This is a genomic window from Methylobacterium sp. Leaf125, assembly GCF_001423085.1.
Lineage (GTDB): Bacteria > Pseudomonadota > Alphaproteobacteria > Rhizobiales > Beijerinckiaceae > Methylobacterium.
This window is the reverse complement of record NZ_LMNU01000001.1, coordinates 1,025,785-1,051,886: the sequence shown is the minus strand read 5'-3', so window position 1 is coordinate 1,051,886 and position 26,102 is coordinate 1,025,785. Positions and strand designations below refer to the sequence as shown.

The following is a 26,102-nucleotide window of genomic DNA, read 5'->3' as shown; positions in this document are numbered from 1 at the left end:
CCGCGTGCGCGACGCGTCCGCGGGAGGGGGCCGCGCCGGCTCCGGCGGCGCCCGCGCCGGACGGACGCCGGCGCAACACGTCGCCGCCGCGTGAAATTCATTTGCCTGCTGCTTCGCACCGTCGCGTTGCTGCGCTAGAAGCCCGGCGTCGCGCGCGGTGCCCGACGCGCCATCGAGGACGAGCCCCACGATGAAAGAACCGCTGCCCAACGTCCATGTGCGCGCCGAGGTCCTGGTCCAGGCCCTGCCGCACATGCAGCGCTACGACCAGGAGATCGTGGTCATCAAGTATGGCGGCCACGCCATGGGAGACCGGGCAGCGGCGGAGGATTTCGCCGAGGACATCGTGCTCTTGGAGCAGTCCGGCTTGAAGCCCATCGTGGTCCATGGCGGGGGCCCGCAGATTGGGCGGATGCTCGGCCGGCTCGGCATCGAATCGGAATTCCGCGGCGGTCTGCGCGTCACGGATGAAGCCACCGTGGAGGTGGTCGAGATGGTTCTGGCGGGCTCGATCAACAAGCAGATCGTCGGCTGGATCTCGGCCGAGGGCGGCCGCGCCATCGGCCTCTGCGGCAAGGATGGGAACATGGTTCGGGCCCGCAAGGCCACCCGCACCATCATCGATCCCGAGAGCCAGACCGAGCAGGAGGTCGATCTCGGCCTCGTCGGCGAGCCCGAGCATGTCGAGCGCGGCGTTCTCGACGCGGTGCTGAAGGCCGAGCTGATTCCGGTCCTGGCCCCCGTGGCCTTCGGCGCCGATGGCCAGACCTACAACGTCAATGCCGACACCTTCGCGGGCGCGATTGCGGGGGCGCTGCGGGCCAAGCGCCTGCTGCTGCTCACCGACGTTCCGGGGGTGCTCGACAAGGACAAGAAGCTCATCCCCGAGCTGTCCATTGACGATTGCCGCCGGCTCATTGCGGACGGCACGATCACGGGCGGCATGATCCCCAAGGTTGAGACCTGCATCTACGCTCTGGAGCAGGGCGTCGAGGCGGTGGTCATCCTCGACGGCAAGGTCAGTCACGCGGTGCTGCTGGAGCTGTTCACCGATTACGGTGCCGGCACCCTGATCCGTCGGGGCTGAACGCGATCCCCTGCCCCGCGCTCGGCCCCTGCCCCGCGCTCACGTCGCGCGGGGCAGGACCCGCGGCCGGAAGGCCACCAGGGTCATGTCGTCCCGTCGGCTCTCGCCGCCGCGATAGGCGGCGAGCGCTGCATCGAGCACCGTCACCTGCTCCGCCAGCGGCGCCCCTTGATGAGGCCCTAGGATCTCGGTCACGCCACGATGGCCGAGGAGGCGTCGGGCGGGTCCGGCGCCGCCCATCTGGTCGGTGATCCCGTCCGTCATCAGGTAGAACGTCATGCCGGGTCCAACCCGCAGGCGGGTCTCCTCCGCCGCAAAGCGCTCGCCCGGTCGCCGCGGATAGCCGAGGCCGCGCTTGGCACCGCGGATCCGCGTCACCGCCGCGCCGTCGATTAAGGTCAGGGCCGAGCCGGCGCCGGCGAAGCGGAGCTCCGCCGCGGCCGGGTCCCAGACGCAGAGGCCGCAATCGAGGCCATCGTCGGATTCTGATCCCCGCCCGTCCTGGCGCAGTTGGGTCCGCACCATGCCATCGAGCGCCTCCAGGATGGCGGCCGGATCGCGCAGGCCGCGCTCGTGGATCAGGCGGTCGAGGGCGGTGGCGACGATGAGCGTCAGGAAGGCGCCCGGAACGCCATGGCCGGTGCAGTCGGCCACCAGCAGGATGCCGAGGCCGTCGATTTCCTCGAGCCAGAAATAATCGCCCCCGACCAGATGCAGCGGCTCCCAGAGCACCGCCACGTCTAGACCCGTGCCGTCGAGGGCTGACCGGTCGGGCAGCACCGAGCTCTGGATGCGACGGGCATAGCCGATGCTCTCCATCACCAAATGGTTGGCCTGGGCCAGCTTCTGGTGTGCCTGCTCCAGCTGCTCCAGGAGCTGCTTGGCCTCGTCGCCGGAGCGGAGCCCGTCGACCATGCGGTTGAAGGCCTGGGAGATGACGTCGATCTCGTTGCTGGCGCGGAAAGCGCCATCGAGCTCCACCGGCACCCAACGCTTGTGCTCGACCTCGCGCATGGCCAGCAGCAGGCGCTTCAGGGGGGACAGCACGTGCCGCCGCACGTTGGCATGCAGGGTCAGCACGAAGGCGAGCATCAGGATCAGGCTGGTGACGACGGCGAGAATCGCCTGCTTCTCGGCGTTGCCGCGCAGGGCCTCGGCCGAGATCGACAGGGTCAGGTGTCCCACCGGAGCGTCACCGGGGCCAGCGATGAGATCTGCCTGCGTCGTGATCTGCTCGAAGGACCGCCCGCGCTTCGGCTCGCCCAGCGTCATCACCACGGCGCCGGCGGCGTCGCGCAGGGTCGCCGCGCGGAAGGCCGGGTCGAGGGTCAAAGCCTCCATCGGACGACGATAGATCTCCGGACGGCTGCGCCAGTCGGGGCCGGCAATAGCCTTGGCGGTCAGGGACGCCATCAGGTCGGCGCGCTCGGTGTAGAGGTGGAGCTGGTCGCGATAATTGACCCACGCGATCCCGATCTGCGTCACCAGGACGACCACCGCGATCACGGGGTAGATCCGCAGGAAGAGGGTGTGGGCGAGGCTGTCGAGGTCGCGCCCCTGGGCCGCGCCGCGCAGGGCGCCGGGACGCATCGCGCCCGGCTCGCCGGTCGGGACATCGATGAAGCCCGCCGCGCTGAGAAAATCACTGCTGCGCCGCGGGCCGGCTCCGCGCAGGGACCCGCCGCGCCGTACGCCGGAGGCGGGCCGGTCGCTGGCGGACGGGCCGGTGGCGGCTCCGAGGGTCGGGGTCTCGGCAGTCATGGCCGGATCGCAGCGCCAGAGAGGTCCTGCGCGCCGGACCTCAATGCGATACGGTTGCGACCGCAATCCTTGGCCGCGTAAAGGGCGGCATCGGCCCGCTGCATGGCGTTCTCCAGGGTTTCTCCCGGCTCGGACTGGGCGACGCCGATGCTCACGGTGATCCGCATGGCGGCATCCATCATCGGCACCGGCGTCACGGCAACGGCTTCGCGCAGGCGTTCCGCGAAGGCCGCGCCGCCCTCGAGGCCGGTATCGGACAGGACGATGGCGAACTCCTCGCCGCCGGTGCGGCCGATGAAGTCGAGGGTGCGCAGGTGAGCCCGGCAGATCGCGACGAAGGAGACCAGCGCGGCGTCGCCGGCCGCGTGACCGAAACTGTCGTTGAGGAGCTTGAATCGGTCGAGGTCGAGCATGAGGATGCAGACCGGGGCGCCGCTGCGCGCGTGGCGCAGCCATTCGCGCGCAGCGCTCTCCATGAAGCGGCGGCGCGCCAGGGCCCCCGTCAGGTCGTCGGTGTCGGCCAAGCGCCGCAGCTCGGCCTCCAGGCGGGTGCGGTGCTCGATCTCACCGGACAGGGCGGCGTTCAGGGCCTGCAGATCCCGGCGCTGATCGGCCAGGCGCTGGTTCGCCTTCTGCAGGTCGAGTTGCATCCGGTCGCTCATGCGGACCAGCCGCTGCTGCTCGCGAAAGCCCCGGCGATAGGCGTCGGCCAGCGCCTGGACACCGCCGGCGACGTCCGAGAGCCCCGACAGCATCGCCTCCGTGCGGGTCAGGACCGCTTCCTCAGCGTCGTAGAGACTGAAGGAATCGGCGGCGGGTTCTGAGGCCGTGCCTCCGACGGCCCGGATCGTGCGGGTCATACGATCTCCCTCACCATCTCGAAGCGCGCGTAGGAGAAGTCGGCGGCGAAGTCCTCGCCCGCTTCCTCGATCGTCTCGTCGCCATCGGCAAACCGCCAGCGCACCGTGATCGAGCGCCCTTCCTCGGCGGCGTCCTCCAGGGGCATGAACAGGTTCATCAGCGCCTTGGCGCTCGACGAGTTGAAGTAGGCGAGCCCGACCTCGAACACGATCGGGGTCGGGGAGGCATCCGCCAGGTAGGTGCGCAGAGCCTGGAGCAGGGGGCCGAAGAAGGCGGCGGCATCCTCGGGATAGGATTCGCCGTGCAGGGACAGGTGCCCGGTCGCGAAGTCGAAATCGACCCGCGGCGAGCGGTCCGTGGCGGCAAGCTGGATTCGGTCCATCGGTGGTCGGCCCGTCAGATATAGGCTTTGAGGCAGAAGAAGCTGCGCCCGGAGCTGAGCGCCTGGAAGCCGTACTCGACCGGCGCGCTGGAGCGCCGCGCGATCTCGATCAGGCCGATGCTGCCGCCGAGGCTGCCCTCGTCCGGCGGCTGGCGAAGCTTCTCGCGGTAATAGGCCTTCAGTTCGTCGCTGCTCAGGCTCGCGATATGGTCGAGCCGGGCGCGCAGGGGCGGGACGTCGAGATCCGGCAACTCGTTACCGCAGACGACGTAGAAGCGCCCCGCCTCCATACCGACGACGATCACCCCGTTGCTGATCAGATCTGCCTGCGGACCGGACGGTTTCACGACCTTGTCGGCGGAGTAGCGGATGACGTTCTGTGCCTGCTCGACGAAGATCGCGAAGACGCGCTTGGCCACCGATGCATCGGTCTCGCCCTGGCGCATGCGCAACTTGAGCACTTCGCCGAGGGAGAAGAGGACGTTCTCCGAAATGTCGCCGCCGAAGGAAAGGATTACGCCCTGGCGCCGGGACGCGTCGAAGAAGTTCATGAAATCGCGTGCGAGCAATGCAATTTCTCCCGCCACACCGGGTCGGCCTTAGACGCTCGTCTCGCGCTATACCGTCGTGATCAAATAGCCGGACGTTCGTATACGTTCGGTTAAGCTGGCATCTTCGCCATGTCTTTCCGCCGGCAAGCACAATATCGCCATGCCGATGCTTAGGCTGCCTATTTCGAGGACAAAACGGTTGGCTTTTGCCTAAACACTGACCAACTCACCTCGGGCTGATGCGGGGGGCCTGCCGGCAAAGCGCGGCTCGGACGATGGGGCCTCGAGGCCGGGCCGGCGCACATGCTTGCGGGATGCCGACGGCCATGCTCTGACATGCAGGCGCCCCGCTTTCCTTCGCGGTGTCCGGTCCCCATCTCGAATGGCCGGGCGTCTCGGCCCACCCAAGAACCACATCGACCCACCTTGTTCCTGCCCGGCGAAACCCACTTCACCACCGACCAATCCCGCGGCTTTCGCCACGTCGACACTTGGGTGTTCGATCTCGACAACACGCTGTATCCGAGCGACGCCCGGGTCTGGCCGCAGGTCGACGAGCGCATCACCCTCTACGTCATGCGCCTCTATGGCCTCGACGGCCTCTCGGCCCGGGCCCTGCAGAAGTATTTCTACCATCGCTACGGGACGACCCTGAAGGCGCTGATGGTGGAATCGGCCATCGATCCGCACGACTTCCTCGACTTCGCCCACGACATCGACCATTCGTCGATCCGCCTCGACCCGGCGCTGGGCGACGCCATCGAGCGCCTGCCCGGCCGCAAGCTCATCCTCACCAACGGATCGCGCCGGCACGCTGAGAACGTGGCGGCCAAGCTCGGCATCCTCGACCATTTCGAGGACGTGTTCGACATCACCGATGCCGATTTCATTCCGAAGCCCGAGCGCTCCACCTACGAGCGGTTCCTGAAGCGCCACGGTGTCGAGCCGCGCCGGGCGGCCCTGTTCGAGGACATTGCCCGCAACCTGATCGTGCCGCACGACATCGGCATGTCCACGGTCCTGGTGGTCCCGCCGACGATCGACCCCTTCCGGGAAGCCTTCGAGCAGGAGGCCGTTCGCGAAGCGCATATCGACCATATCACCAGCGATCTCGCCGGTTTCCTCGCGCAGCGCGTGCTGCCGGAACTCGCGTGAGCAGCGGCGAACCGGACTGGACGTCGGCTCGGGCACCGGACCTCGGTGCGATCGAGGATCTGGCGCATGCGGCCTTCGCCAACCTGCCCCGGGCCTTCCGGAATCTCTGTGCCGGCCTCGTCATCCACGTCGAAGACTTCCCCGACGACGAGACCTTGCGAGAGATGGAGTGCGAGAGCCCGTTCGATCTCCTCGGCCTATTCCGCGGGATCGGTCTCGCCCAGAGCGGCGAGGCGGCGACCGGGCAGATGCCGAATCAGGTCTGGCTCTACCGTCGCCCCCTCCTCGACGACTGGGCCGAGCACGACGAGACCCTCGGCCACCTCGTCACGCACGTCCTGGTCCACGAAATCGGGCATCATTTCGGGCTCTCCGACGCCGACATGGAGGCGATCGAGGCGGCCGCGGACACCTGAGGCGTCAGGCCTTCTGGGCGGACGGCAACAGGCTGGCCTTGGGTCGGCGGGTGCGGAACTGCCCGCGCTCCACCGCGACGAAGACCAGGACGGCGAGCGCCAAGGTGGTGAGCCACCACATCACCGTCATCCCGACGCCGATGCAGGCGATCAGGAAGGCCGAGGCGAAGGCTGCCATGGCACCGGGCACCAGCACCGATGCTTCACGTCCCGCGCGGCGGATCGCGGCGTGCAGGGCGAAGGCGGCCGCGAAGGCCCCGACCAAGCCAAGCTCGTACCAGAGCTCGAACAGCAGGGTCCGCGGCGCGTTGATCGGCAGCAGGTTGACGTAACGACCCCGCAGGGCCGTCTCGAGGCCGTGCCCGGTGACGAGACGCAGCGGCTCGCCGGTGACGATGGTCTGCCAGGCCTTGAGGCTCAGGACGCCGGGCGCCCGCCCGCCGAACATCGTCGCGCCGATCGGTCGGGCAATGAAGGGCAGGACCGGTCCCAGCACCAGCAGGGTCGCCGCCGTGACGCCGAGGAGGCGCGGCGTCAGCATGGGCCGGAACGTTGCGAGCGCGAAGGCAATGGCCCCCACCGCCAAGGCGACCAGGGTGGTCGGGCCGGGCGAGACCAGGAGCGCGACCGAGACGAGCAGGGCCAGCCCGAGGGCCTCGCCGTTGCGCCCACGGGAGCGAAGCCAAGACACAGCCGGCCAGACGAACAGGATGAGCAGGATCAAGCCCCGGTCGAGAATCGCGTCCTCGTCAGGTCCGAGCAGGCCCTGGCCGAACGGCCCCTGCCCCGTGAGCCCGAGCCCAATGGCGAAGATGGCCGCCGCCGCCACGCCCACCGGCAAAAGATAGAGGTTTGCCGAACGCATACGGTCCGGCAGAGCCAGATAGGCCGCCATCGTCATCAGCAAGGTGGCGATCACGTTGAGCAGCCGCTCGGTCGCAAGGCTCAGAAACGGCGTCCAGACCAGGGACAGGGCCGACCAGAGAATCACCAAGCAGCCGGCCAGGAAGGCGGGCGAGCGCAAGAGGCGGGTGGAGGCCGGGCGGACCGGCCGTGCACGGCCGTCAATGGCGCTCGCCAGGAGCAGAAGTGCGATGGAGATCGGCGCGAGGATGACCACCGCGCGTCGGGCGACCTGAGCCGCCACCGGCATGATCACGAACAGGCCGATGAAGCCGATGCGGCGCAGCAGGGCCGCGGCATCGATGGCTGGGTCGACCGAAGTGGAAGGAAGGCGCGCCATGGGTTCGAAGGAGGCCGTGAAACGGCGCCAGGATGAGGCCCGCGCGCTAACCGCCAGACCCTAGTGCAGCCGCGGGGGCCACGCTGTAGACGCCGGGCAACAGTCGCGTCTTCACGCCGGCCGGGTCACGGACCGCCGGACACGGCCCGACGCGAGGCGCCGAAGGAGGTCGGCGAGGATGCGCCAGCCTGCCCAGGTGGCGAGGAAGCCCACCAGGCCCGCTGTCAGGCCGTCGGCGGTGGTGGGGATCGCGGGCGTGTAGTCCTGGTAGGTGGCCCGCGCGAGGCTGGGATCGGGATCGCGCATCAGGGCGACGACGCGGCCGAGAGGGCCGCCGGCCTCCGCGAGTTCCCGGCGCTGCCGATCGAGGGCGGCGAGACGCACGATATCCTGGCGTGCCGCCTCGCCGCGCCGGGCGACGAGAGGGTCGCCGTCGCTGCGCAGGCGCGCCACCGCATCGTCGCGGCTACGCCCGGTCGCGACGGCATCGGCCTCGAAACCGGAAACCACGCGGCGCAGTTCGTCCAGGGTGCCGCCGAGGCGCTGCGCGTATTGCTGGGCGAATTCCGGCGCCTGCGCCGCCAGGGCACCGCCGATCAGTCCGAGGGCAAGCCCCAGGGTGCGTAGGACGCGAAACACCGGCCTCTCCGCGTGGGTGGTGACGGGGGACAAGGGCGCGACGGCGCGGCGGGTTCCGGCGGACCGCTCGGCCTCAAGCCGCCGTCCCCTCCCCCGCGAACGCCGCAGCGATGTCCGCTTCGGTGACCTCTGCGAGGGGACGGGCCACTTTCAGGGCGCGGGTCGGGCGCCCGGGGACGAGAATGAGAATGACGGTCTCGATACCCGGGCAAGCCGGGTCGGCACAGACGATCTCGCTCGCCTTCACGGTGACGGCCGCGTCGAAGCCGCCGCAGCGGCGGACCCAATCGACGACCCTCGTGCGGACACCTTGATCCGCCGGGGGGCGGCGGTTGCCGAAGCTGAACAGGGCCATCGGCGTCAGGCCGGGAGGGTCAGAAGGCCCGCCTGCCCGTCAGCGCAGCCGAAGGCGAGGCGGCTGCCACGTCCGTCCCAGGCCAGGGCCGAGATGGCGCTGCCCTTCACCGCGGGTCGGACCAGCAGTTCCGACGCGTCGGCAAAGCGCACGAGAAGGATGCAGCCGTCCTCGTAGCCGATGGCCAGAACCAGGGCCTTGGGGTGGAACGCCACCCGCGAGACGCGGGCGGGCCGCACCCCGCACTCGCGGGGGGCCTTGCCGGTGGGGCCTTCCTTCGAATCGAAGGGCCAGACGATGGCTGCCTCGGCGCCGCTGGTGGCCAGCCAGTGTCCGTCGCCGGACCAGGAGACTGAGCGCACCTTCGCAGGATAACCCGACATCCGCATGTGACCGCGGTCGGGCTGCAAGCGCCAGCCGTGCAGGGAGTTCTCCTGCATCGTGGTCACGACGAACCGGCCGTCCGGCGACCAGGTCACGTCGATATGCGAGCCTTTCCACTCGATGAAGTCGGGGGCAGTGTCGAGATTGGGGTACCAGAGGGTGGCGCCGTTGTAGTGCGATACCGCCAGGCGATAGCCTTTGGGCGCGAAGGCGAGGCCGCGGGCGGTCGAGGGCGCCGCGAAGCTCTTCTCCCGCCCCTTCGCGTCGCGGGCGACGACGTTGCGCCCGGCCGCGTAGGCGAGGCCGCCCTCGGAATGCAGGGCGAGGGCGTCGATCCAGGCACCGTTCTTCGCACGGGCGACCTCGACGACGTCGCCCGTATCGGAGGTCGCCACCACCCGGCCATCGTCGCCGCCTGTGACGAGGCGTCGTCCGTCCCCGGCCGCCACGAGGATGCCGGCCTCCGGATGCGCCTCGACCCGGCGGAGTTCGGCTCCGGAGGCCAAGAGCACGCCGCCGTCTCCGAGGGCGAGGGCCAGGGTGTCCTTCAGCCAAACCGTGGCGGTGACGTGGGCACCGGCGGATAGCGGCGCGACGTGATCGAGGAGGGAGGGGGCACTCATCGCAACGGGTCTCTCAACCAGGGGCTCGCGCGCTCACTTCACGACGGCGACCTTCGCCGGCGCCGTGCGCGCCGTCAGGACCGTCGCGACGAGCGCGAGGAGGCCGGCGATGCCGGCGGGAATGGCGAGGGCATACAACGCCAGCTTCCCGTAGGCGACCGTCCCGGCCACGGATCCGAGGAGGAGCGCGAACCAGACGACGCCGTCGCCGACCCAGGCGGTGCGCGCGCCGCGCCGGGCGAGCGCCAGAGCGAGCTTCTGGCCGAAGCCGAACAAGGCGCCGGTCACGAAGGTGGTCCCGGCCCGGAAGCCCTGGACATGGGAGAGGACGGCGTTCTGCGCGCCCATCGCCAAGGCCAGCATCAGCGAGGCGACACCGGAATCCGGCGCGGCCGTCGCGGCCTCGAAGGCAGCGCCGACGATTGCGGTCTCGAAGCCGAGAATCACCGGAGTGACCCAGCGCGCGGGCGTGAGGGCTGAGAGGCCACCGCCACAGATGCCGCCGGTGAGGAAGGCGACGATCAGCAGCGCCGGCAGAATGGCGTGGTGGGGATCGCCGTGCCCGAGGGAGACCGCGAACTGGGTCGTGTTCCCGCTCATGAACGAGGTGTAGAGGCCGCCGAGCCGGATGAACCCGAGGGCGTCCACGTAGCCGGCCAGGGCCGTGAGGACGAGGCCGAAGCCGAGATGCCAGGGACGGGTCATGGACGGGGCACGCACCCATTCACCGGCGTCGCCGCAGGGTTAAAGCTTCGCTTACCAAGTCCGCGCAATTGGAGTGATCGGCGGCGAACGATGCGCCTCGGCGACCCGTTTGTCTTGCGATCCGGCCCAGCCCCCAGGGGCTCACGCCGGGTGAGTAGGAGTTGCGTCATGATTTCCTTCGCCTGCGCGTTTCCCGCCCATCCCGCCTTCAGCCCGCGTGCCGCCGCCGAGACCGTCCTGGTGGTCGAGGATGAAGCCATGGTCTGCGAGCTCGCCGCCGAGGCGCTGCTCGACGAGGGCTACCGCGTCCTCACCGCCGCCGATGCCGACGCAGCGGAGGACATCCTGGCGCGGGAGCGCGTCGACCTGCTCTTCACCGATATCGATCTGGCCCGCAACACGAACGGGATCGCCCTCGCGCGGCGCGCACGCCGGCACTTGCCGAACCTGCCGGTGGTCTACACCTCGGGTGGACGCGGCCACCTCTCGCAGGCCGACGCCGTCACCCAGTCCGTCTTCGTTCCGAAGCCCTACCGCCTGAGCCATCTCGTGGCCCTCGCCAACGAGATCCTGCGTTCCCACCCCCACCACGGCTGAGACCGGACCGCGCGCGGCGCGGGTTCGGCCGCCGGAGCCCAGAGTCTTCCGATGCGCCATCTGTTCCTCCCTCTCCTCGTCCTCCTGGCCGGCACGGCGACGGCCTCGGCCGTCTGCGACGTGAAGGGCGCCAAGCTGGAGGAGGCCATCGCAGCTAAGGCCGAGCTGCGCGAGACGGCCAACAAGCAGACGGTGCGCGACCTGCGCACGCTGCGCGACGCGGCCATCGTGCTGGAGACCTACAAGTATTCCACCGAGTGCGAGCGCCTGGTCGAGATCGTGCGGGCCCTCGCCGCGAACCCCGAGAAAACGATCGAGCGCGGCGGCGATACCGACGAGGACAAAGCCGAGGACCTGATGGAGGCCCGCGAGCCGAAAGCGCCGACCCCGGCCGAAACCGCCAAGCCCAAATGAATGCGCGGTGCGTTGAGCTGCGCGGAACGACACGACGAGGGGTAAGCGAAACGGCATGGCGAAGGACACTCAGATCCGCGAGGCGGGCATCGCGCACGCGGCACAACGGCTGCCGTCGGTGGTGGTCGACGACTACAACATCGAGCTGAAGGACGGCGAAGGCTTCATCGGCGACCGGGTTTCGAAGTCTGCGTTTCGCGAGATGCTGGAAGCGTGCCGGGAGCGCCTGCGTGCCCTCGGCGCCGATCCGCTGGGCGAAAAGGCGAGCTGCGATTTCTCGAAGCGTCGCATCGACCAGATCCTGCTCGGCGAGGATCCCCTCGCCGCGGGCGTGGTGTTCAGCGCGATCGAGGACTTCGCGCAGGAGCTGGCCCGTGTGGCCCGCCTCTTCCTCGGCCAGGATGGCTGGGAGGGCACGCAGGCGATCGTGGTGGGCGGTGGCTTCAGCGACAGCCGGGCCGGACGCCTCGCGGTCGCGCGGGCAGGCTTCCTGCTGCGCGCCGGGGGCCTCGACATCACCCTCGAACCGATCCGGCACCATCCCGACGAGGGCGGCCTGATCGGCGCCGTGCACCTGGCGCCGTCCTGGATGTTCTCCGGCTACGACAGCCTGCTGGCCGTCGATATCGGCGGCAGCAACATTCGCGCAGGCGTCGTGGTCACGAACCTCAGGAAGGCTGCCGACCTCTCGCGCAGCGAGGTCTGGCGCTCAGAGATCTGGCGCCATTGCGACGAGGATCCGATGCCGAGCCGCGACGAAGCGGTCGAGCGCCTCGTGGGCATGCTCAACGACCTGATCCGCCGAGCGGACCGCGCCAACCTCACCCTCGCGCCCTTCATCGGCATCGGCTGCCCCGGCATGATCGAGGCCGACGGCACGATCGATCGCGGGGGCCAGAACCTGCCCGGCAACTGGGAGGGCCGCGACTTCAACCTTGCCGAGCGTGTGACGGCCGCGATTCCCCGGATCGGCGAACACCCGGCCATGGTGGTCATGCACAACGACGCCGTGGTGCAGGGCCTCAGCGAGGTTCCGCACCGGACGGACGTGACGCGATGGGGTGTGCTCACCATCGGCACGGGCCTCGGCAACGCCAGGTTCACCAACCGCGGCGCGGAGGACGAGGACTAGCCGCCGCGGCGGCCTCAGCGCGCTTTCGCGCCGGTGCGCGCAAAGGCCTGGGCGATGCGCTCGCGCAGCTCGTCGTTCAGCTCGATATCGACGATGCGCCAAGTCCAGGCGCGCAGGCGCAGGCGGATCCGCAGACGACGGTCCCGGCCCGCCTCCGGCGGCACGCCGACGACCACGGTGCGAAAGCCCCGCATCTCGGAAGCGAGATAGAAGGGGATCAGCCGGCGAAAGGAGTCGATCCGGAGGCCCCCGCCGGTCGCTTTCTCCTCGGGCGCGTCGCGGCCGAGCTCCACCGATTGCGGCCATCCGTCGTCGAGGAGGTCGACGACGGTCCGGGGCGTCACCAGGGCCTCGGCGATCGGGATCGCGAGAGCTGCGGCGGCCTCGGCGATGCGCTGGCGCTCCCTGGGCTCCGCATCGGGCGCAGCGGGATCACGCGTCTGGGCCGCCGCGGCGGCCTGGCGGATCACCGAGAGGCGCAGGGATCGGAAATTGACGTGCTGCGCGATGTAGTCGGTATCGTGCGCCTGGACCGCGCGAGCGATGTCATAGAGTGCCCAGAGCGGCGTCAGCGTGTACGCGAACCAGCCGAGCACCAACAGGATCGGGATCGACCACCACCGCATCGGGCGTCAGGCCGTCACGTGGGAACGCGCCAGGTCGTCAGCCCGGAGAAGGCATCGACCACGCCCTCGTAGACGGGCCGCTTGAAGGGTACGATCAGGTCCGGCAATCCGGCCATCGGCTCCCAGCGCCAGGCATCGAATTCGGACTTGAAGGCGCCGTTGCCGGGCGTGGCGACATCGATCTCGTCGTCTGAACCGAGGAAGCCGAAGGCGAACCACTTCTGCGTCTGGCCGCGGTAACGCCCCTTCCAGGCCTGCTTCAGGACCTCCGGGGGCAGGTCGTAGGAGAGCCATCCCGGGGTCTCGCCGAGCCGCACCACCGAGCCGGCCGCGACGTTGGTCTCCTCATAGAGCTCGCGCAGGGCGGCCGTTTCCGGATCCTCGCCGTCGTCGATCCCGCCCTGGGGCATCTGCCAGGCCCGTCCGTCAGACACGTGCTCCGGCCCGGCATCAGCCCGCCGCCGCCCGATGAAGACGAGACCTGTGCGCGAGATCAACGTGATGCCGACGCAGGAACGGTAGGGAAGGTCGGCGCCGTCGGTGATCGGGGATGCGGTCATGGCGGCGACCATAGGCAGGCGGGGGATGTGCCGCAACGCACGAAACGGCGCCGCAGCGCAATTCCGGGCCGGCCTGTCAGGCACGAGCCGTCGAGCGAGCCGTGTCAGGGCTTGGCGCTGGTGAGCCGGGGGTTCGGCCCGCTTCCGCGCAGGGCGACACTGACCGGAACGAGACGAATGCCGCGCGCCTCCACCTCGGCGGCCCAGCGGGCGATTCGGTCGATGCTCATCGGCAGGGCCGAAGCGGAGCCGAAGGCGAAACCCTTCTGTTGGGCCTGCGCTTCGAGCCGAGCCAGTTCCCGGTCGATCGCCTCGGGCCGCGGCAGGGCGTCGAGGACGATCTCGGCTCGGGCGACGGGTACCTTGGCCTTGGCGGCCAATGCGGGGGCAACCGAGCGCGGCGAGGTTCCGTCATCGACGAAACCCAGGCCGCGGGCTCCGATCTCACGCAGCACCGGCTCCAGGGCGCCCGGATCGCTGGTGAGCTTCGCGCCCATGTAGTTGACGAGACCGACGAAGCCCGAGAACCGACTCATGACCCAACTCAGGCGATCCAGATTCTCCGGAGGGCGCGAGCTGGTCAGGAGCGTCTGAGGACCGGGATCGCTGTCGGGATAGTCGAAGGGCTCCATGGGCACCTGGAGCAGGGCCTCGTGCCCGGCCTCGCGAGCCCGGGCGACGGTCCGCTCGAGGTCGGTGCCGTAGGGTGCGAAGCCGAGGCTGATCGCGGGGGGCAGGCGGGTGATCGCGCTGGCGGTGGCCGCCTGGCCGATCCCGAGGCCCGAGAGCAGAATGGCGATGCGGGGCCCGGAACCGCCGGCATCCGGCCGCGCATAGACGTCGAGGGCGCGCAGGCGCCCGTCGCCGAGGCGGGGGATGTTGCCGTGGCGACCGCGTTCGACAAGCCGCGGATCCGGAGCGGTGCTCAGCTTCACGGCGGCCGCGGACGGAACCTGGATGACCACGGCATCGGTGGGGGCGGCCGTGCCGGTCGGGCGAACGACGATAACGCCGGAGGCGGTCTCGACGTCGCTGGCGCTGCTCGGACCGGATTTCACCGCCTCTGGCTTCGGCGCCTGTGTCGTCGGCTCCGGGGCGACCGGCTCGCGGAGCGCGATCACCGCCACCGCGCTGGGCTCGCCGCCCTCGGGGTCACCTGCCACGACGAGGATACTGGCACCGAGGACGAGGCCCGCCACGAGACCGCCGAGCACCATCGGGGCGGTCACGCGCGCCTGCCGCAGGGCCCGCAGACGCTGGCCGGCGGTCGGCTTGCCGCCGAGCGGACGGGTCAGGATATCGTCGGTGGCCACGCGCAGCCGCTTCCCCAGGCTCCTGGACCGGGGCTCGCAGAGGGACTGGCCGAAACGGCGACGGCCCCCAGCGTCGGTCCTGAACCAACATTGGGGGCCGTCATGGTTAACGCTTCGCTAAGGCGAGGCGGATCGTGTTCAGTTCGGGACGGCGACCTTCGGCGTGTTGGCTGCGCCCTTCTGGATACCGCGCAGGAAGTCGAAGGCGGCGATGAGCTGCTTGTCCTTGGCCGGATCCGGCGGGACGTAGGCGGACGAACCGCCGCGCTCCTCGACGTCCTTCTGCTTGAGATGCCCCTTCAGGCCGGCCTCACCCTTGGTCTCGTCCTTCCCCTTCAGCTCGTCCGGTACCTCCTGCAGGACCTCCTGGTCCGGCTCGATGCCCTTGGCCTGGATGGAGCGGCCCGACGGCGTGTAGTAGCGCGCCGTGGTCAGGCGCAGGGCGCCGCTGCCGCCCAGGGGGATGATCGACTGCACCGAGCCCTTGCCGAACGAGCGCGTGCCGAGCACCGTGGCGCGCTTGTGATCCTGCAGGGCGCCAGCCACGATCTCGGAGGCCGAGGCCGAGCCGCCGTTCACCAGCACGACGATCGGCTTGCCCTTGGTCAGGTCGCCGGCCTTGGCCGAGAAGCGCTGCGTCTCGTCCGGGTTGCGTCCGCGCGTGGAGACGATCTCGCCCCGGTCGAGGAAGGCGTCCGAAACCATCACGGCCTGATCGAGGAGGCCACCCGGATTGTTGCGGAGATCCAGCACGTAGCCCTTGAGCTTATCGGCGCCGATATCGGTGTTCAGCTTGTCGATCGCCGCACGCAGGCCGTCGAAGGTCTGCTCGTTGAACTGGGTCAGGCGAATGTAGCCGACGTCGCCACCCTCGGCGCGGGAACGCACGGGCTTGATCTTGATCACGTCGCGGTTGAGCGTGACCTCGATCGGGTCCTTCGACTCCTTGCGGCTGATCTTCAGCTTGACCGGCGAATTCACCGGGCCCCGCATCTTGTCCACGGCCTGGTTCAGGGTCAGGCCCTGGACCTGATCCTCGTCGATCTGGGTGATGATGTCGTTGGTGAGGATGCCGGCCTTCGAGGCGGGCGTGTCGTCGATCGGAGTGACGACTTTGATCAGGCCGTCCTCCATCGTAACCTCGATGCCGAGGCCGCCGAACTCGCCGCGGGTCTGAACCTGCATGTCGCGGAAGCTCTTGGCATCCATGTAGCTCGAATGCGGATCGAGCGAGGTCAGCATGCCGTTGACGGCCGCCTCGATCAGCTTCGCCTCGTCGGGCTTCTCGACGTAATCGGTGCGCACCTTCTCGAACACGTCGCCGAACAGGCTGAGCTGGCGGTAGGTCTCGGCGGAGGCCGCGACCGCGCTCGTCCCCGAGAGCAGGCGGGTCTGGGTCGCCACCATGGAGGACCCGACGCCGACGAACGCGCCGAGCAGAACGAGGGAAACCTTGCGCATTATCCGCGAACCTTCTCGCTGGGGCTTTTCGCCCACCAAGGCTCCGGATCGATGGAGCCGCCGTCTTTTCGGAACTCTACGTACAGGACCGGATCGCCGCGGTCTGCGGCCGCCGCATCGGTGCCGGTACCGCCCTCCCCCATCGCCGCCACCGGCTCGCCCGCGAGCACGAACTGGCCGACTTCGACGTTGATCTGGTCCATCCCGGCCAACAAGAGATAGTAGCCATCGCCGGCGTTGATGATCAAGAGTCGCCCGTACGAGCGGAACTGCCCCGCGAAGGACACCCAGCCATCGGCCGGTGACGAAACCACGGCCTTCGGGCGGGTCGCGAGCGATATGCCGCGGGTGGTGCCGCCGTTCCCATCAGGCTGGTTGAAGCTGCGCAGGAGTGCTCCGCTGACCGGACGTGGCAGGTCGCCACGGGTGTCGACGAAGCGCACTTTCGGGGAAAGCCGGGCGGGATCTCGGGCCCCGGCGGCGGCGAAGCGCTCCTGCGTCGCACGGGCCTCCCGCGTCTCGGCGGCCCTGGCCTCCTCCGCAGCCCGGCGGGCGGAGGCGACCTCCCCCTCCATCCGGTCGAGAAGATCCTTGAGGCTGCGGGCCTGCACCGACAGTTCGGCCGTGCGGGTCCGCTCGGCTGCGAGGCCGCTCTCGACCTCGGCCTGACGGGTGCGGCGCGCGGCGATGAGGGCGTTCAAGCGCTGCTGCTCGCGGGCCCAGCCCGCGAGATCGTTGGTCAATCCTTCGCGATCGGCGGCGATGAGGCCCTTGAGGCGCACGAGTTCCGAGAGGTCTGCGGCAAGAGTCTCCGCCTCGCCGCGCAGTTCGGGCACCACGGCTCCAAGCAGCATCGAGGTACGGATCACCGCGAGCACGTCCTCTGGCCGCACCAACACGGCGGGGGGCGGCCGCCGCCCCATCCGCTGCAGGGCGGCCAGGATCTCCGCAATGACGCCGCGGCGGGAATCCAGCGAGCGGCGCAGGGCGGCCTCACTGGCACCAAGCGTCTTCAGACGTTCCTCCAGCCGGCTCATTCGAACCTCGGTGGCCTGCGCCTGGCGCGTGGCGTCGAGAAGCGCGGTGTTCAATTTGGCCCGATCGCCGCCGATACTGGCGATCTCCGCCTCGTACTTGGCGCGGGTCCCGGTGCTGGCAGCCAGGGCGTCCTCGATGCGCTTGAGGTTCTCCGCCCGGCGGGTCTTCTCCTCGAGTGCCTTCTGGACCGCTTCCGGCGTTGCCGGTTCCTCGGCTCGGAGCGCGGCCGGCGCGGCGAGGAACGATGGCGTCAGAAGGACGAGCGCCAGCAGGCCGCCCCTCATGCCGTCTCGCCTGCGTCGCGTGGCCGGGTTCATCGCTCGTCGAGGTTTCCGCGGTGGTACGGGTGGCCGGCAAGGATCGTCAGCGTGCGATACACCTGCTCCAGGGCGAGGACGCGCACAAGCCCGTGCGGCAAGGTGGCGGCTCCGAAGGACAGGGCGAGCTCAGAGCGATCTCGCACCACGGCGTCAAGGCCGTCGGCGCCCCCGATGGCGAGGACGAGGACGGAGCGACCCGCATCGCGCCAGCCTCCGATGCGCGTCGCAATGGTCTCGCTCGTGAGATCGGCGCGGCCGCGCTCGTCATAGACGGCCAGCACCGCGCCAGCGGCCGCGTGAGCCAGGATTGCAGCCCCCTCCTCGGCGGCGCGGTCCGGCGCGCGGCGGGCTCGGCTTTCGGGGATCTCGGCAATGTCGCAGGCTGTGAAGCCGAGGCCGCGCCCGAGCTGCGCGGCCCGCTCACGGTAACGGACGGCGAGGTCGCGCTCGGGTCCAGGCTTCAGGCGGCCGACTGCCGCCACGAGAAGGCGCACGAAGCGGTGCCGGCGCTCACTCGGCGACGACGGAGAGGGGACGATCGCTGGTCGGACGATCGGCGCCCCACATTTTCTCAAGATTGTAGAAACCGCGCACCTCCGGCCGGAAGATGTGCAGGATGATGTCACCGGCATCGATGAGCACCCAGTCGCAGGCCGGCAGACCCTCGACGCGGGCGGTACCGAGCCCTTTCGATTTCATTTCCTGAAGGACTCGGTCGGCGATGGCGCCGACATGGCGCTGGGAGCGGCCCGAGGTGATGATCATGGTGTCGGCCAGGGAGGTCCGGCCCATCAGATCGATCTCGATCGTCTCTTCGGCCTTCATGTCCTCGAGGCAATCGAGAGCCAGGCTCCGGAGATCATTGATCTTCCGGTTGGTGGAGTCGTCAGAGCCTAAGGCTCCGGTATGAACCGCGTCGTTCAGTGTCTGGGTTCCTGCAATCGCCATCGTCATCCCGTGATCGTACCCTGTATGAGGATAAAGTGGAACGTGGCTCTTGCCTTTTCCATGACCGGCCTATGCATCGCTCTCCGCCCTGGCCCGCAGAGCCGTCGACGAGAGGGTCGAGCGCGGCCCGTGCAGGAACATCCAGGCCGGGGCGGCCCGATCGGCCAGGGTAGGCGCATCCGCTTCGGGTATGCGCCAGCGCGCTAGGGCCTGAGCGGCGCGAGCGGCTGGGGCCTTCAGCGTGAAGCCCGGCCGGTCGACGATCGCGATCGGCATCAGGTGGGCGATCTCGGAAAATCCCTGCCAGCGATGAAATGTCGCGAGGCTGTCCGCCCCCATGATCCAGACGAAGCGCACCGAGGGATAGCGACGGGTGAGGAAGCGCAGGGTCTGACGGGTGTAGCGCGCGCCGATCCGTGATTCGAAATCGGTGACGTCGATGCGCGGATGGTCGGCGACGCGGTCAGCGCGAGCGACCCGCCGGTCGATGGCCGCGAGCTGCCCGCGGTCCTTCAGCGGATTGCCCGGTGTCACCATCCACCAGAGGCGGTCGAGTCGGAGGCGCCTCAGGGCAACGAGGCTGACATGCCGGTGCCCCAGATGGGCCGGGTTGAACGAGCCGCCGTAGAGGCCGATGCGCAGGCCCGGCGTCACGGGGGGCAGGTGCGCCGGCCCCGACGCGTCAAAGCGCATCGGGGCCGAGTCGGGTCGGACGTGGCCGCGTCAAGGACGCGTCTGCCCGTTCCCGTGAACGCGGTACTTGAAGGTCGTCAGCTGCTCGACGCCCACCGGCCCACGTGCGTGCATCCGTCCGGTCGCGATTCCGATCTCGGCCCCGAAGCCGAACTCGCCGCCATCGGCGAATTGGGTCGAGGCGTTGTGGGTCACGATCGCCGAATCGACTTCGGCGAGGAAGCGCGTGGCCTCGGCGATATCGTCAGTGATGATCGCGTCGGTGTGGTGCGAGCCGTTGGTCTCGATGTGCTCGATTGCAGCGTCGAGGCCGTCGACCACGCGCACCGAGATAATGGCGTCGAGGTACTCGGTGCGCCAGTCCGCCTCGATGGCGGCCGTGACCCGGTCGTCGACCGCCTGGACGGCGGCGTCACCGCGCACCGCACAGCCGGCGTCCAGCAGAGCGGTGACGAGGGGGGCCAGGTGTGTGTCGGCACAAGCGCGGTCGACGAGCAGGGTTTCGGCAGCCCCACAGATGCCGGTGCGGCGCATCTTGCTGTTGAGCAGGACGGTGCGGGCCATGTCGAGGTCGGCACCGGCCGCCACGTAGACGTGGCAGATCCCATCGAGATGGGCGAAGACCGGAACCCGGGCCTCCACCTGCACGCGTTCCACCAGCCCACGCCCGCCGCGGGGCACGATGACGTCGATACCCCCGTCGAGACCGGTGAGCATCGCTCCCACCGCGGCCCGGTCGCGGGTCGGTACGATCTGGATGGCGTCGGCGGGCAGGCCGGCAGCCTCCAGCCCGGCGCGCATGACGCGGGCGATGGCCATGGCGGAGCGATGGCTGTCCGAGCCTGCCCGCAGGATCGCGGCGTTGCCGGCTTTCAGGCAGAGCGCACCGGCATCGGCAGTGACGTTGGGCCGGCTCTCGAAGATGACGCCGATCACGCCGAGGGGGACGGCGATGCGCTCGATGAGCAGGCCGTTGGGCCGCTCGAAGGCCGCGACCTGCCGGCCGACGGGATCGGGCAGCGCACCGATCTTGGCCACCGCATCCGCGATGCCGTTCAGGCGGCCCGCATCAAGGGTGAGGCGGTCGATGAGCGCCTGCGTCTGGCCGGCGGCACGAGCCGCTTCCACATCGAGGGCGTTCTCGGCCAGGATGACGTCTCGCTCGGCGCGCAGGCGCTCGGAGATCAGCCGCAGGGCCGTGTCCTTGGTCTGGGCTGGCGCGAGGGCGATCTGGCGGGCGGCGGCGCGGGCGCGACGGCCGATGGCGTTCATCTCCTCGGAGAGATCGCCGGGCGGCGCAAAATCGGTTCGCAGGTTCAGAACGGGCACGGCCTTCATCCTCGCGACCGTCGCGGAAAGGGGCGCGGCCGCCATGTGTTCCCGCTCGTCATGCCATGCCGGATACCGTCAAAACAAGCATTGCCGCTGACAGAGCTGCTATTCCCCCACCATGGCGAGGTCGTCGCGGTGCACCATCTCGGCCCGACCCGGATGGGTGAGGAGGTCCGCGATCTCGCGGCTCGGCCGCCCGATGATGCGCAGGGCCTGATCGCTGTCATAGGCTACGAGCCCACGTCCGAGAATGCGCCCGGCCTCGTCGCGGATCACCACCGCGTCACCGCGCCCGAAGCCGCCCTGGACCTTCGTGACGCCCACCGGCAACAGGCTCGCGCCGCCCTGGAGGGCTCGCGCCGCGCCGGCATCGACCGTGAGAATGCCGCGCGGCTCCAGGGAGCCGGCGATCCAGCTCTTGCGCGCGGTGACGGGGTTCGAGCCGGACAGGAACCAGCTGCAGCGCCCACCCCGGAGAATGCTGCGCAGGGGATTCTTCTCGCGCCCGTCGGCGATGATCATGTGGGTGCCGCCGCTCGCGGCGATCTTGGCCGCCTCGACCTTGGTGCGCATGCCGCCGCGGGAAAGCTCCGAGGCCGGCCCACCCGCCATGGCCTCGATCTCGGGAGTGATCCGCTCGATCAGGGGCAGGTGGCGCGCCTCCGGGTCGGTGTGCGGCGGCGCTGTGTAGAGGCCATCGATGTCGGAGAACAGTACGAGCACGTCGGCCCCGATCATCGTGGCGACGCGGGCGGCCAGGCGATCGTTGTCGCCGTAGCGGATCTCGCTGGTGGCCACCGTATCGTTCTCATTGACGACGGGCACGGCCCGCACCTCGAGGAGCTTCAGCACCGTGGCGCGCGCATTGAGGTAGCGCCGGCGCTCCTCCGTGTCCTGGGGCGTAACCAGGATCTGGCCGGCGGCGATGCCGTGATGCCCCAACGCTTCCGACCAGTGGCGCGCGAGGGCGATCTGCCCGACGGCCGCCGCCGCCTGGCTCTCCTCCAGGCGCAAGGTCCCGGGCGGGTAGCCGAGCACCGTGCGTCCCAGGGCGATGGCCCCGGAGGAGACGACGAGGACGTCGGCACCGCTGGCATGAAGGTCGGCGATGTCCTCGGCGAGCGCACTCAGCCAAGCATGGCGCAGGCGCCCACGCGTCCGGTCGACCAGGAGGGCCGAACCGACCTTGATGACGATGCGACGGAAGTCTTGGAGGTTCGGGGGCTGAACGTCGGAGGTCATCGGCAGCATCGGCGAGAGGGCGATGGAGCGCTTGTGACGACCGGTTGGCCACCGCACAAGACCTGGCTTCCCCTCCTCAGGGCTGCCACGCCTCTGCCGGTCGCGCCTCGGCTTCGGCGAGCTTGGCGGCATCCATCTCCCGGGCCAGCGCCCGCAGGGCGTCCTGCACGCCGAGGCCCGTGGCCGAGGACAGAATGAGGGGCTTCTTCTTGGACGCGCGCTTGAGGCGGGCGACCTGCTCCTTGAGCACGTCCGGATCGACGACGTCTGCCTTCGAGAGCGCCACGATCTCAGGCTTCTCGTCGAGGCCGTGGCCGTAGGCTTCGAGCTCACGCCGGACGAGCTTGTAGGTCTGGCCCGCATGTTCATTGGTGGCCTCGACGAGGTGCAGCAGCACCCGGCAGCGCTCCACGTGGGCAAGGAACTTGTCGCCGAGGCCGACACCGTCATGCGCGCCCTCGATCAGGCCTGGGATGTCGGCGAGGACGAACTCGCGCTCGTCGGAGCGCACCACGCCGAGGCCCGGGTGCAACGTCGTGAAGGGGTAATCGGCGATCTTGGGCTTGGCCGCCGTTACCGTGGCGAGGAAGGTCGACTTGCCGGCATTCGGCAGCCCGACCAGTCCCGCATCGGCGATGAGCTTCAGGCGCAGCCAGACCCACTGCTCGTGGCCTTCCAGGCCCGGGTTCGCGTGCTTCGGAGCCCGGTTGGTCGAGGTCGTAAAATAGGCGTTGCCGAAGCCGCCGTTGCCACCCTTGGCGAGGCGCACGCGCTGGCCGACATGGGTCATGTCGGCGATCAGGGTTTCGCCGTCCTCGGCCAGGATCTCGGTGCCGGCCGGCACCTTCAGCACCACGTCGGCGCCATTGGCCCCGTGGCGGTTCGAGCCCATGCCGTGCTCGCCCTTCTTGGCCTTGAAGTGCTGCTGGTAGCGGTAGTCGATCAGGGTGTTGAGGCCGTCGACGCACTCCACCCAGACGTCGCCGCCGCGACCGCCGTCGCCGCCGTTCGGTCCGCCGAACTCGATGAACTTTTCACGGCGGAAGGCCACGCAGCCGGCGCCACCGTCGCCGGAGCGGACATAGACCTTGGCTTCGTCGAGGAATTTCACGGGCGGACTCAGGTCAGGTTGGCTCTCGGGGCGCGAGCGTGCCACCGAAACGTCGAGGGGAGAAACGACAACGGGGAAGACGGTTTCCCATCTTCCCCGGGATCATCTGGTGGTCGGGCCCGCCTCGCGGAAGGCCCTGGTTCGGCGCCTTACTCGGCAGCTTCCTGCATCGGCACGACGGTGACGAAGGCGCGGCCGCGCTTCGTCTCGAACAGCACCCGGCCGGCAACCTTGGCGAACAGGGTATGATCCGTGCCGATGCCGACATTGGTGCCGGGGTGCCACTTGGTGCCCCGCTGGCGCACGATGATGTTGCCCGGAATCACGGCCTCGGAACCGAACTTCTTCACGCCGAGGCGCTGACCGGCCGAGTCGCGACCGTTGCGGGACGAGCCGCCTGCTTTTTTATGGGCCATGGGGAATTACTCCGAATCTTTGGATCTCAGGTCGGATCGTCAGGCGCTGATGCCGGTGATGCGGACCACCGTGTGGTGCTGGCGGTGGCCCCGCTTGCGGCGCGAGTTCTGACGGCGGCGCTTCTTGAAGGCGATGACCTTCGCGTCGCGGCCGTGGCTGACGATCTCGCCGGTGACGCTGATGCCCGAGAGCAGCGGCGCGCCGACCTGGGTGGCGCCTTCGCCGTTCGTGAACAGGAGCACGTCACCGAAGGTGACGGCCGAACCGGCCTCACCCTCGAGGGTGGCGATCGTGATGGTGTCGTTGGCGGCAACGCGATACTGCTTGCCGCCCGTCTTGATGACTGCGAACATCGTTCTCTCTTCGTGTTCTCTGCCGGTCTCCCGCTCACCGCGAGGCGAGCCTGGACCGTCTTCTTGTTCAGGTCATCCGCGACACCGGATCGGGGCTTGCTGCCTGGGCCGAGCGCGAACGCGAAACGCGCGGACTTCGTCGAGGAAGCCGCGCGAGAGGCGGTGGATAGGCGGGGACAGGGTGATTTGTCAATGCGGGCGCCCGAGCGTCGGCACCGACGACCTACCGCTTCGTCAGGCCGCCCAGCACGTTCCGCAGGATCGCGTTCCCCACCTCGGTCCCAACCTTGCGGGCCATCGAGCGGGCGGCGTTGCCAAGGACCTGCTCAGCGAGGCCGGGGGCCGGCCGGCGGCCGCTCTTGCCGGCCGGCTTGCTGCCGAGAACACCCCCGAGCCAGCCGCCGAGCATTCCACCCAAGCCCCCTTCCGCGGGCTCGGCCCCGCCCGGCCCTCCGTCGAGGCCCTTGCGGGCAGCCAGCATCTCGTAGGCGCTCTCGTTGTCGACCGACTGGTCGTACTTGCCGCGCACGGGGCTCTTCGCCATGAGCTCGGCCCGCTCGGCCGGGGTGATCGGGCCGACGCGACCCTGGGGCGGGGCGATCAAGGCGCGCTCAACGACCGAGGGCGTGCCCTTCGCCTCCAGGAACGAGACGAGGGCCTCGCCGACGCCGAGCTCGGTGATGGCCTCGGCGACGTCGAAGCCGGGATTCTGGCGGAACGTCTCGGCCGCGGCCTTCACGGCGCGCTGATCGCGGGGCGTGAAGGCGCGCAGGGCATGCTGCACCCGGTTGCCGAGCTGGCCGAGGACCGATTCCGGCACGTCGAGGGGGTTCTGCGTCACGAAGTAGACGCCGACGCCCTTCGAGCGGATCAGGCGCACCACCTGCTCCACCGCATCGAGGAGCGCCTTCGGAGCGTCGTCGAACAGGAGGTGCGCCTCGTCGAAGAAGAACACCAGCTTCGGCTTGTCGAGGTCGCCGACCTCGGGAAGCTGCTCGAAAAGCTCGGAGAGCATCCAGAGCAGGAACGAGGCGTAGAGCCGGGGCCGCTGCATCAGCTTGTCGGCGGCCAGGATGTTCACGATGCCCCGGCCCTCGCGGTCCACCCGCATGAAGTCGTTGAGGTCGAGGGCAGGCTCCCCGAAAAAGCGGTCCGCCCCCTGGTTCTCAAGCATCAGGAGCTGGCGCTGGATCGCGCCCACGGAGGCCGCCGAGACGTTGCCGTACTGGCCCGAGACCGCCTTCAGGTTCTCGGTGAGGTAGAGGAGCAGGGCTCGCAGGTCCTTGAGGTCGAGGACCGGCCACTTGTTGTCGTCGGCGACCCGGAACGCGATGTTCAGGACGCCTTCCTGGGTGTCGTTGAGCTCCAGCAAGCGTGCGAGCAGCAGCGGCCCCATCTCGATGACGGTGCAGCGGATCGGATGGCCCTGGTCTCCGAACAGGTCCCAGAACACCGTCGGGAACCGGTCGGGCTCGTAGGAAATCCCCAGTTCCGCGGCGCGCTTGACGAAAACCGGCTTCGATTCCCCGGCCGCAGCGAGGCCCGAAAGATCTCCCTTGATGTCCGCAGCGAAGACGGGAACGCCGGCGTTGGAGAACCCCTCGGCCATGACCTGCAGGGTCACGGTCTTACCGGTGCCGGTGGCCCCCGCCACCAGGCCGTGGCGATTGGCGAGCCGGAGGGTCAGACCCTCGGACTTCAGGGTGCCGTCCTTCAGCGGCGCCTTGCCCACCAGGATCGTGCCGTCGTCCTGCATGACCGTCCGCTCCTCTTCGCCGGCCTAGGCGCGGCGGCATCGACCGTGCCGGTTATGGGCTGCGGCCGCGGCATTTTCCAGCGCTTCGCGGGCCGGCCTTGATTTCGGGGCGATGAGGCCGGAAGGACAACATCCCGACCGCGTAGCAATCCCGGCCGCGTGGAAGAGCCGGCCACCCAGGAGCCCGTTTGAGATGGAAGAGTTGATCGCCCGTGTGACGAACCGGACCGGCCTCGATGCCGCCACGGCCCAGACCGCCATCGGCCATATCCTGGCCTTCCTGCAGAAGGAGGGGCCCGCCACCGAGGTGAGCCAGCTGCTCAGCGCCCTGCCGGGATCCGAGGCCACGATCGCCGAAGCCAACGCCGGCGAGGGCGGCGGCGGCCTGATGGGCATGCTCGGCGGCATGATGGGTGGCGGCGGCGTCATGGCTCTCGGCCAGAAGCTGATGTCGGCCGGCGTGCCGATGGGCCAGATGCAGCCCCTCGGCCAGGAGCTGTTCGCCTACGGCCGCGAGAAGGCCGGCGAGGACGTGATGGGACCGATCGTCGGTTCGATCCCGGGTCTGAACCAGTTCGTCTGAGCCCGTTCGTCTGCGATCGGCGGGCCTGATCCTTCGGCGACTAC

At 69.3% G+C, this 26,102-nt stretch carries 30 protein-coding genes; 7 read left to right on the top strand and 23 right to left on the bottom strand.

Annotated features, from left to right (window positions below):
* Positions 1–190 precede the first annotated feature (190 nt).
* Positions 191–1,087, top strand: a complete 897-nt coding sequence (gene argB / locus ASF58_RS04800) for an acetylglutamate kinase (protein WP_055947887.1) — start codon at positions 191–193, stop codon at positions 1,085–1,087.
* Positions 1,088–1,126: 39 nt separating this feature from the next.
* Here argB and ASF58_RS04795 read toward each other — a convergent pair whose 3' ends face one another.
* The 4 genes from ASF58_RS04795 to ASF58_RS04780 are packed head-to-tail and all read right to left on the bottom strand — an operon-like array spanning position 1,127 to position 4,660.
* Positions 1,127–2,848 (bottom strand): SpoIIE family protein phosphatase, encoded by a 1,722-nt coding sequence (locus tag ASF58_RS04795; RefSeq protein ID WP_055947882.1) that lies wholly within the window; start codon positions 2,846–2,848, stop codon positions 1,127–1,129.
* Positions 2,845–3,708 (bottom strand): GGDEF domain-containing protein, encoded by an 864-nt coding sequence (locus tag ASF58_RS04790; protein WP_055947879.1) that lies wholly within the window; start codon positions 3,706–3,708, stop codon positions 2,845–2,847. The genes ASF58_RS04795 and ASF58_RS04790 overlap by 4 nt, the downstream gene beginning before the upstream one ends.
* Positions 3,705–4,091 carry a DUF1987 domain-containing protein gene (locus ASF58_RS04785; protein WP_055947876.1) on the bottom strand — a complete coding sequence of 129 codons (387 nt, stop codon included), beginning with the start codon at positions 4,089–4,091 and terminating at the stop codon, positions 3,705–3,707. The genes ASF58_RS04790 and ASF58_RS04785 overlap by 4 nt, the downstream gene beginning before the upstream one ends.
* A gap of 14 nt (positions 4,092–4,105) precedes the next feature.
* Positions 4,106–4,660: a SiaB family protein kinase gene (locus tag ASF58_RS04780; RefSeq protein ID WP_055947873.1), complete on the bottom strand. Its 555-nt coding sequence runs from the start codon at positions 4,658–4,660 to the stop codon at positions 4,106–4,108.
* 408 nt (positions 4,661–5,068) lie between these two features.
* Between ASF58_RS04780 and ASF58_RS04775 the strand changes: the two genes are divergently transcribed.
* Both ASF58_RS04775 and ASF58_RS04770 read left to right on the top strand, forming a co-directional pair.
* Positions 5,069–5,797, top strand: a complete 729-nt coding sequence (locus ASF58_RS04775; protein ID WP_055947871.1) for a pyrimidine 5'-nucleotidase — start codon at positions 5,069–5,071, stop codon at positions 5,795–5,797.
* Positions 5,794–6,213, top strand: coding sequence for a metallopeptidase family protein (locus ASF58_RS04770; protein ID WP_055947868.1), 420 nt, complete (start codon positions 5,794–5,796; stop codon positions 6,211–6,213). Before ASF58_RS04775 ends, ASF58_RS04770 begins: the two co-directional genes overlap by 4 nt.
* Before the next feature lie 4 nt (positions 6,214–6,217).
* On the opposite strand, the gene ASF58_RS04765 is transcribed toward ASF58_RS04770, so the two are convergent.
* From ASF58_RS04765 to ASF58_RS04745, 5 genes are all read right to left on the bottom strand, one after another.
* Positions 6,218–7,456 carry a hypothetical protein gene (locus ASF58_RS04765; protein WP_055947865.1) on the bottom strand — a complete coding sequence of 413 codons (1,239 nt, stop codon included), beginning with the start codon at positions 7,454–7,456 and terminating at the stop codon, positions 6,218–6,220.
* 111 nt (positions 7,457–7,567) lie between these two features.
* Positions 7,568–8,095 carry a DUF2937 family protein gene (locus ASF58_RS04760; protein ID WP_055947862.1) on the bottom strand — a complete coding sequence of 176 codons (528 nt, stop codon included), beginning with the start codon at positions 8,093–8,095 and terminating at the stop codon, positions 7,568–7,570.
* A gap of 73 nt (positions 8,096–8,168) precedes the next feature.
* On the bottom strand, positions 8,169–8,450 hold the full coding sequence (locus tag ASF58_RS04755) for a hypothetical protein (RefSeq protein WP_055947860.1): 282 nt from the start codon (positions 8,448–8,450) through the stop codon (positions 8,169–8,171).
* A gap of 5 nt (positions 8,451–8,455) precedes the next feature.
* Positions 8,456–9,457, bottom strand: a complete 1,002-nt coding sequence (locus ASF58_RS04750; protein WP_055947857.1) for a hypothetical protein — start codon at positions 9,455–9,457, stop codon at positions 8,456–8,458.
* A gap of 33 nt (positions 9,458–9,490) precedes the next feature.
* The gene (locus tag ASF58_RS04745) at positions 9,491–10,162 is read right to left on the bottom strand and encodes a YoaK family protein (RefSeq protein ID WP_055947853.1); all 672 of its coding nucleotides are present in this window, start codon (positions 10,160–10,162) and stop codon (positions 9,491–9,493) included.
* A 168-nt stretch (positions 10,163–10,330) separates the two neighbouring features.
* Between ASF58_RS04745 and ASF58_RS04740 the strand changes: the two genes are divergently transcribed.
* From ASF58_RS04740 to ASF58_RS04730, 3 genes are read left to right on the top strand one after another with little or no spacing between them, the layout of a single operon-like run.
* Positions 10,331–10,759 carry a response regulator gene (locus tag ASF58_RS04740; RefSeq protein WP_055947850.1) on the top strand — a complete coding sequence of 143 codons (429 nt, stop codon included), beginning with the start codon at positions 10,331–10,333 and terminating at the stop codon, positions 10,757–10,759.
* 51 nt (positions 10,760–10,810) lie between these two features.
* Positions 10,811–11,173: a hypothetical protein gene (locus ASF58_RS04735; RefSeq protein ID WP_055947847.1), complete on the top strand. Its 363-nt coding sequence runs from the start codon at positions 10,811–10,813 to the stop codon at positions 11,171–11,173.
* Between the two features lie 55 nt (positions 11,174–11,228).
* Positions 11,229–12,305 carry an ROK family protein gene (locus tag ASF58_RS04730; protein WP_055947843.1) on the top strand — a complete coding sequence of 359 codons (1,077 nt, stop codon included), beginning with the start codon at positions 11,229–11,231 and terminating at the stop codon, positions 12,303–12,305.
* 14 nt (positions 12,306–12,319) lie between these two features.
* Here ASF58_RS04730 and ASF58_RS04725 read toward each other — a convergent pair whose 3' ends face one another.
* The 14 genes from ASF58_RS04725 to ASF58_RS04660 all read right to left on the bottom strand — a co-directional run bounded on the left by ASF58_RS04725 (position 12,320) and on the right by ASF58_RS04660 (position 25,475).
* The gene (locus tag ASF58_RS04725; protein WP_055947841.1) at positions 12,320–12,931 is read right to left on the bottom strand and encodes a DUF2939 domain-containing protein; all 612 of its coding nucleotides are present in this window, start codon (positions 12,929–12,931) and stop codon (positions 12,320–12,322) included.
* Positions 12,932–12,945: 14 nt separating this feature from the next.
* On the bottom strand, positions 12,946–13,491 hold the full coding sequence (locus ASF58_RS04720; RefSeq protein WP_055948876.1) for an RNA pyrophosphohydrolase: 546 nt from the start codon (positions 13,489–13,491) through the stop codon (positions 12,946–12,948).
* A 104-nt stretch (positions 13,492–13,595) separates the two neighbouring features.
* Positions 13,596–14,810 carry a divergent polysaccharide deacetylase family protein gene (locus tag ASF58_RS04715; RefSeq protein ID WP_156375520.1) on the bottom strand — a complete coding sequence of 405 codons (1,215 nt, stop codon included), beginning with the start codon at positions 14,808–14,810 and terminating at the stop codon, positions 13,596–13,598.
* Positions 14,811–14,942: 132 nt separating this feature from the next.
* Positions 14,943–16,265 (bottom strand): S41 family peptidase, encoded by a 1,323-nt coding sequence (locus ASF58_RS04710; protein WP_055947835.1) that lies wholly within the window; start codon positions 16,263–16,265, stop codon positions 14,943–14,945.
* Positions 16,265–17,587 (bottom strand): peptidoglycan DD-metalloendopeptidase family protein, encoded by a 1,323-nt coding sequence (locus tag ASF58_RS04705; protein ID WP_244477182.1) that lies wholly within the window; start codon positions 17,585–17,587, stop codon positions 16,265–16,267. Before ASF58_RS04705 ends, ASF58_RS04710 begins: the two co-directional genes overlap by 1 nt.
* A gap of 29 nt (positions 17,588–17,616) precedes the next feature.
* The gene (gene rlmH / locus ASF58_RS04700; RefSeq protein WP_055947830.1) at positions 17,617–18,117 is read right to left on the bottom strand and encodes a 23S rRNA (pseudouridine(1915)-N(3))-methyltransferase RlmH; all 501 of its coding nucleotides are present in this window, start codon (positions 18,115–18,117) and stop codon (positions 17,617–17,619) included.
* Between the two features lie 16 nt (positions 18,118–18,133).
* Positions 18,134–18,577: a ribosome silencing factor gene (gene rsfS / locus ASF58_RS04695; protein ID WP_082512817.1), complete on the bottom strand. Its 444-nt coding sequence runs from the start codon at positions 18,575–18,577 to the stop codon at positions 18,134–18,136.
* Positions 18,578–18,640: 63 nt separating this feature from the next.
* Complete coding sequence (locus ASF58_RS04690; protein WP_055947826.1) at positions 18,641–19,264, bottom strand: nicotinate-nucleotide adenylyltransferase; 624 nt, start codon at positions 19,262–19,264, stop codon at positions 18,641–18,643.
* A gap of 30 nt (positions 19,265–19,294) precedes the next feature.
* Positions 19,295–20,593, bottom strand: coding sequence for a glutamate-5-semialdehyde dehydrogenase (locus ASF58_RS04685; protein WP_055948871.1), 1,299 nt, complete (start codon positions 20,591–20,593; stop codon positions 19,295–19,297).
* Positions 20,594–20,701: 108 nt separating this feature from the next.
* Positions 20,702–21,838 carry a glutamate 5-kinase gene (gene proB, locus ASF58_RS04680; protein ID WP_055947823.1) on the bottom strand — a complete coding sequence of 379 codons (1,137 nt, stop codon included), beginning with the start codon at positions 21,836–21,838 and terminating at the stop codon, positions 20,702–20,704.
* A 76-nt stretch (positions 21,839–21,914) separates the two neighbouring features.
* Positions 21,915–22,949 (bottom strand): GTPase ObgE, encoded by a 1,035-nt coding sequence (gene obgE, locus ASF58_RS04675; protein WP_055947820.1) that lies wholly within the window; start codon positions 22,947–22,949, stop codon positions 21,915–21,917.
* Between the two features lie 149 nt (positions 22,950–23,098).
* Positions 23,099–23,365, bottom strand: coding sequence for a 50S ribosomal protein L27 (gene rpmA / locus ASF58_RS04670; RefSeq protein WP_055947817.1), 267 nt, complete (start codon positions 23,363–23,365; stop codon positions 23,099–23,101).
* Positions 23,366–23,404: 39 nt separating this feature from the next.
* Positions 23,405–23,719 carry a 50S ribosomal protein L21 gene (gene rplU / locus ASF58_RS04665; protein WP_055947814.1) on the bottom strand — a complete coding sequence of 105 codons (315 nt, stop codon included), beginning with the start codon at positions 23,717–23,719 and terminating at the stop codon, positions 23,405–23,407.
* A gap of 223 nt (positions 23,720–23,942) precedes the next feature.
* On the bottom strand, positions 23,943–25,475 hold the full coding sequence (locus tag ASF58_RS04660) for a helicase HerA-like domain-containing protein (RefSeq protein ID WP_055947810.1): 1,533 nt from the start codon (positions 25,473–25,475) through the stop codon (positions 23,943–23,945).
* Between the two features lie 112 nt (positions 25,476–25,587).
* On the opposite strand from ASF58_RS04660, the gene ASF58_RS04655 reads away from it, so the two are divergent.
* On the top strand, positions 25,588–26,058 hold the full coding sequence (locus tag ASF58_RS04655; RefSeq protein WP_280137525.1) for a DUF2267 domain-containing protein: 471 nt from the start codon (positions 25,588–25,590) through the stop codon (positions 26,056–26,058).
* Positions 26,059–26,102: the final 44 nt, after the last annotated feature.

Coding starts and splice junctions, on each gene's coding strand:
- ASF58_RS04765 (WP_055947865.1), bottom strand. CDS start 7,456: ATGGCGCGCCTTCCTTCCACTTCGGTCGACCCAGCCATCGATGCCGCG.
- ASF58_RS04655 (WP_280137525.1), top strand. CDS start 25,588: ATGAGGCCGGAAGGACAACATCCCGACCGCGTAGCAATCCCGGCCGCG.
- ASF58_RS04740 (WP_055947850.1), top strand. CDS start 10,331: ATGATTTCCTTCGCCTGCGCGTTTCCCGCCCATCCCGCCTTCAGCCCG.
- ASF58_RS04785 (WP_055947876.1), bottom strand. CDS start 4,091: ATGGACCGAATCCAGCTTGCCGCCACGGACCGCTCGCCGCGGGTCGAT.
- proB (WP_055947823.1), bottom strand. CDS start 21,838: ATGACCTCCGACGTTCAGCCCCCGAACCTCCAAGACTTCCGTCGCATC.
- ASF58_RS04795 (WP_055947882.1), bottom strand. CDS start 2,848: ATGACTGCCGAGACCCCGACCCTCGGAGCCGCCACCGGCCCGTCCGCC.
- rsfS (WP_082512817.1), bottom strand. CDS start 18,577: ATGACGATGGCGATTGCAGGAACCCAGACACTGAACGACGCGGTTCAT.
- ASF58_RS04755 (WP_055947860.1), bottom strand. CDS start 8,450: ATGGCCCTGTTCAGCTTCGGCAACCGCCGCCCCCCGGCGGATCAAGGT.
- ASF58_RS04705 (WP_244477182.1), bottom strand. CDS start 17,587: ATGAGGGGCGGCCTGCTGGCGCTCGTCCTTCTGACGCCATCGTTCCTC.
- ASF58_RS04730 (WP_055947843.1), top strand. CDS start 11,229: ATGGCGAAGGACACTCAGATCCGCGAGGCGGGCATCGCGCACGCGGCA.
- ASF58_RS04745 (WP_055947853.1), bottom strand. CDS start 10,162: ATGACCCGTCCCTGGCATCTCGGCTTCGGCCTCGTCCTCACGGCCCTG.
- ASF58_RS04710 (WP_055947835.1), bottom strand. CDS start 16,265: ATGCGCAAGGTTTCCCTCGTTCTGCTCGGCGCGTTCGTCGGCGTCGGG.
- ASF58_RS04790 (WP_055947879.1), bottom strand. CDS start 3,708: ATGACCCGCACGATCCGGGCCGTCGGAGGCACGGCCTCAGAACCCGCC.
- ASF58_RS04750 (WP_055947857.1), bottom strand. CDS start 9,457: ATGAGTGCCCCCTCCCTCCTCGATCACGTCGCGCCGCTATCCGCCGGT.
- rplU (WP_055947814.1), bottom strand. CDS start 23,719: ATGTTCGCAGTCATCAAGACGGGCGGCAAGCAGTATCGCGTTGCCGCC.
- argB (WP_055947887.1), top strand. CDS start 191: ATGAAAGAACCGCTGCCCAACGTCCATGTGCGCGCCGAGGTCCTGGTC.
- rpmA (WP_055947817.1), bottom strand. CDS start 23,365: ATGGCCCATAAAAAAGCAGGCGGCTCGTCCCGCAACGGTCGCGACTCG.
- ASF58_RS04720 (WP_055948876.1), bottom strand. CDS start 13,491: ATGACCGCATCCCCGATCACCGACGGCGCCGACCTTCCCTACCGTTCC.
- ASF58_RS04725 (WP_055947841.1), bottom strand. CDS start 12,931: ATGCGGTGGTGGTCGATCCCGATCCTGTTGGTGCTCGGCTGGTTCGCG.
- ASF58_RS04735 (WP_055947847.1), top strand. CDS start 10,811: ATGCGCCATCTGTTCCTCCCTCTCCTCGTCCTCCTGGCCGGCACGGCG.
- ASF58_RS04690 (WP_055947826.1), bottom strand. CDS start 19,264: ATGCGCTTTGACGCGTCGGGGCCGGCGCACCTGCCCCCCGTGACGCCG.
- ASF58_RS04660 (WP_055947810.1), bottom strand. CDS start 25,475: ATGCAGGACGACGGCACGATCCTGGTGGGCAAGGCGCCGCTGAAGGAC.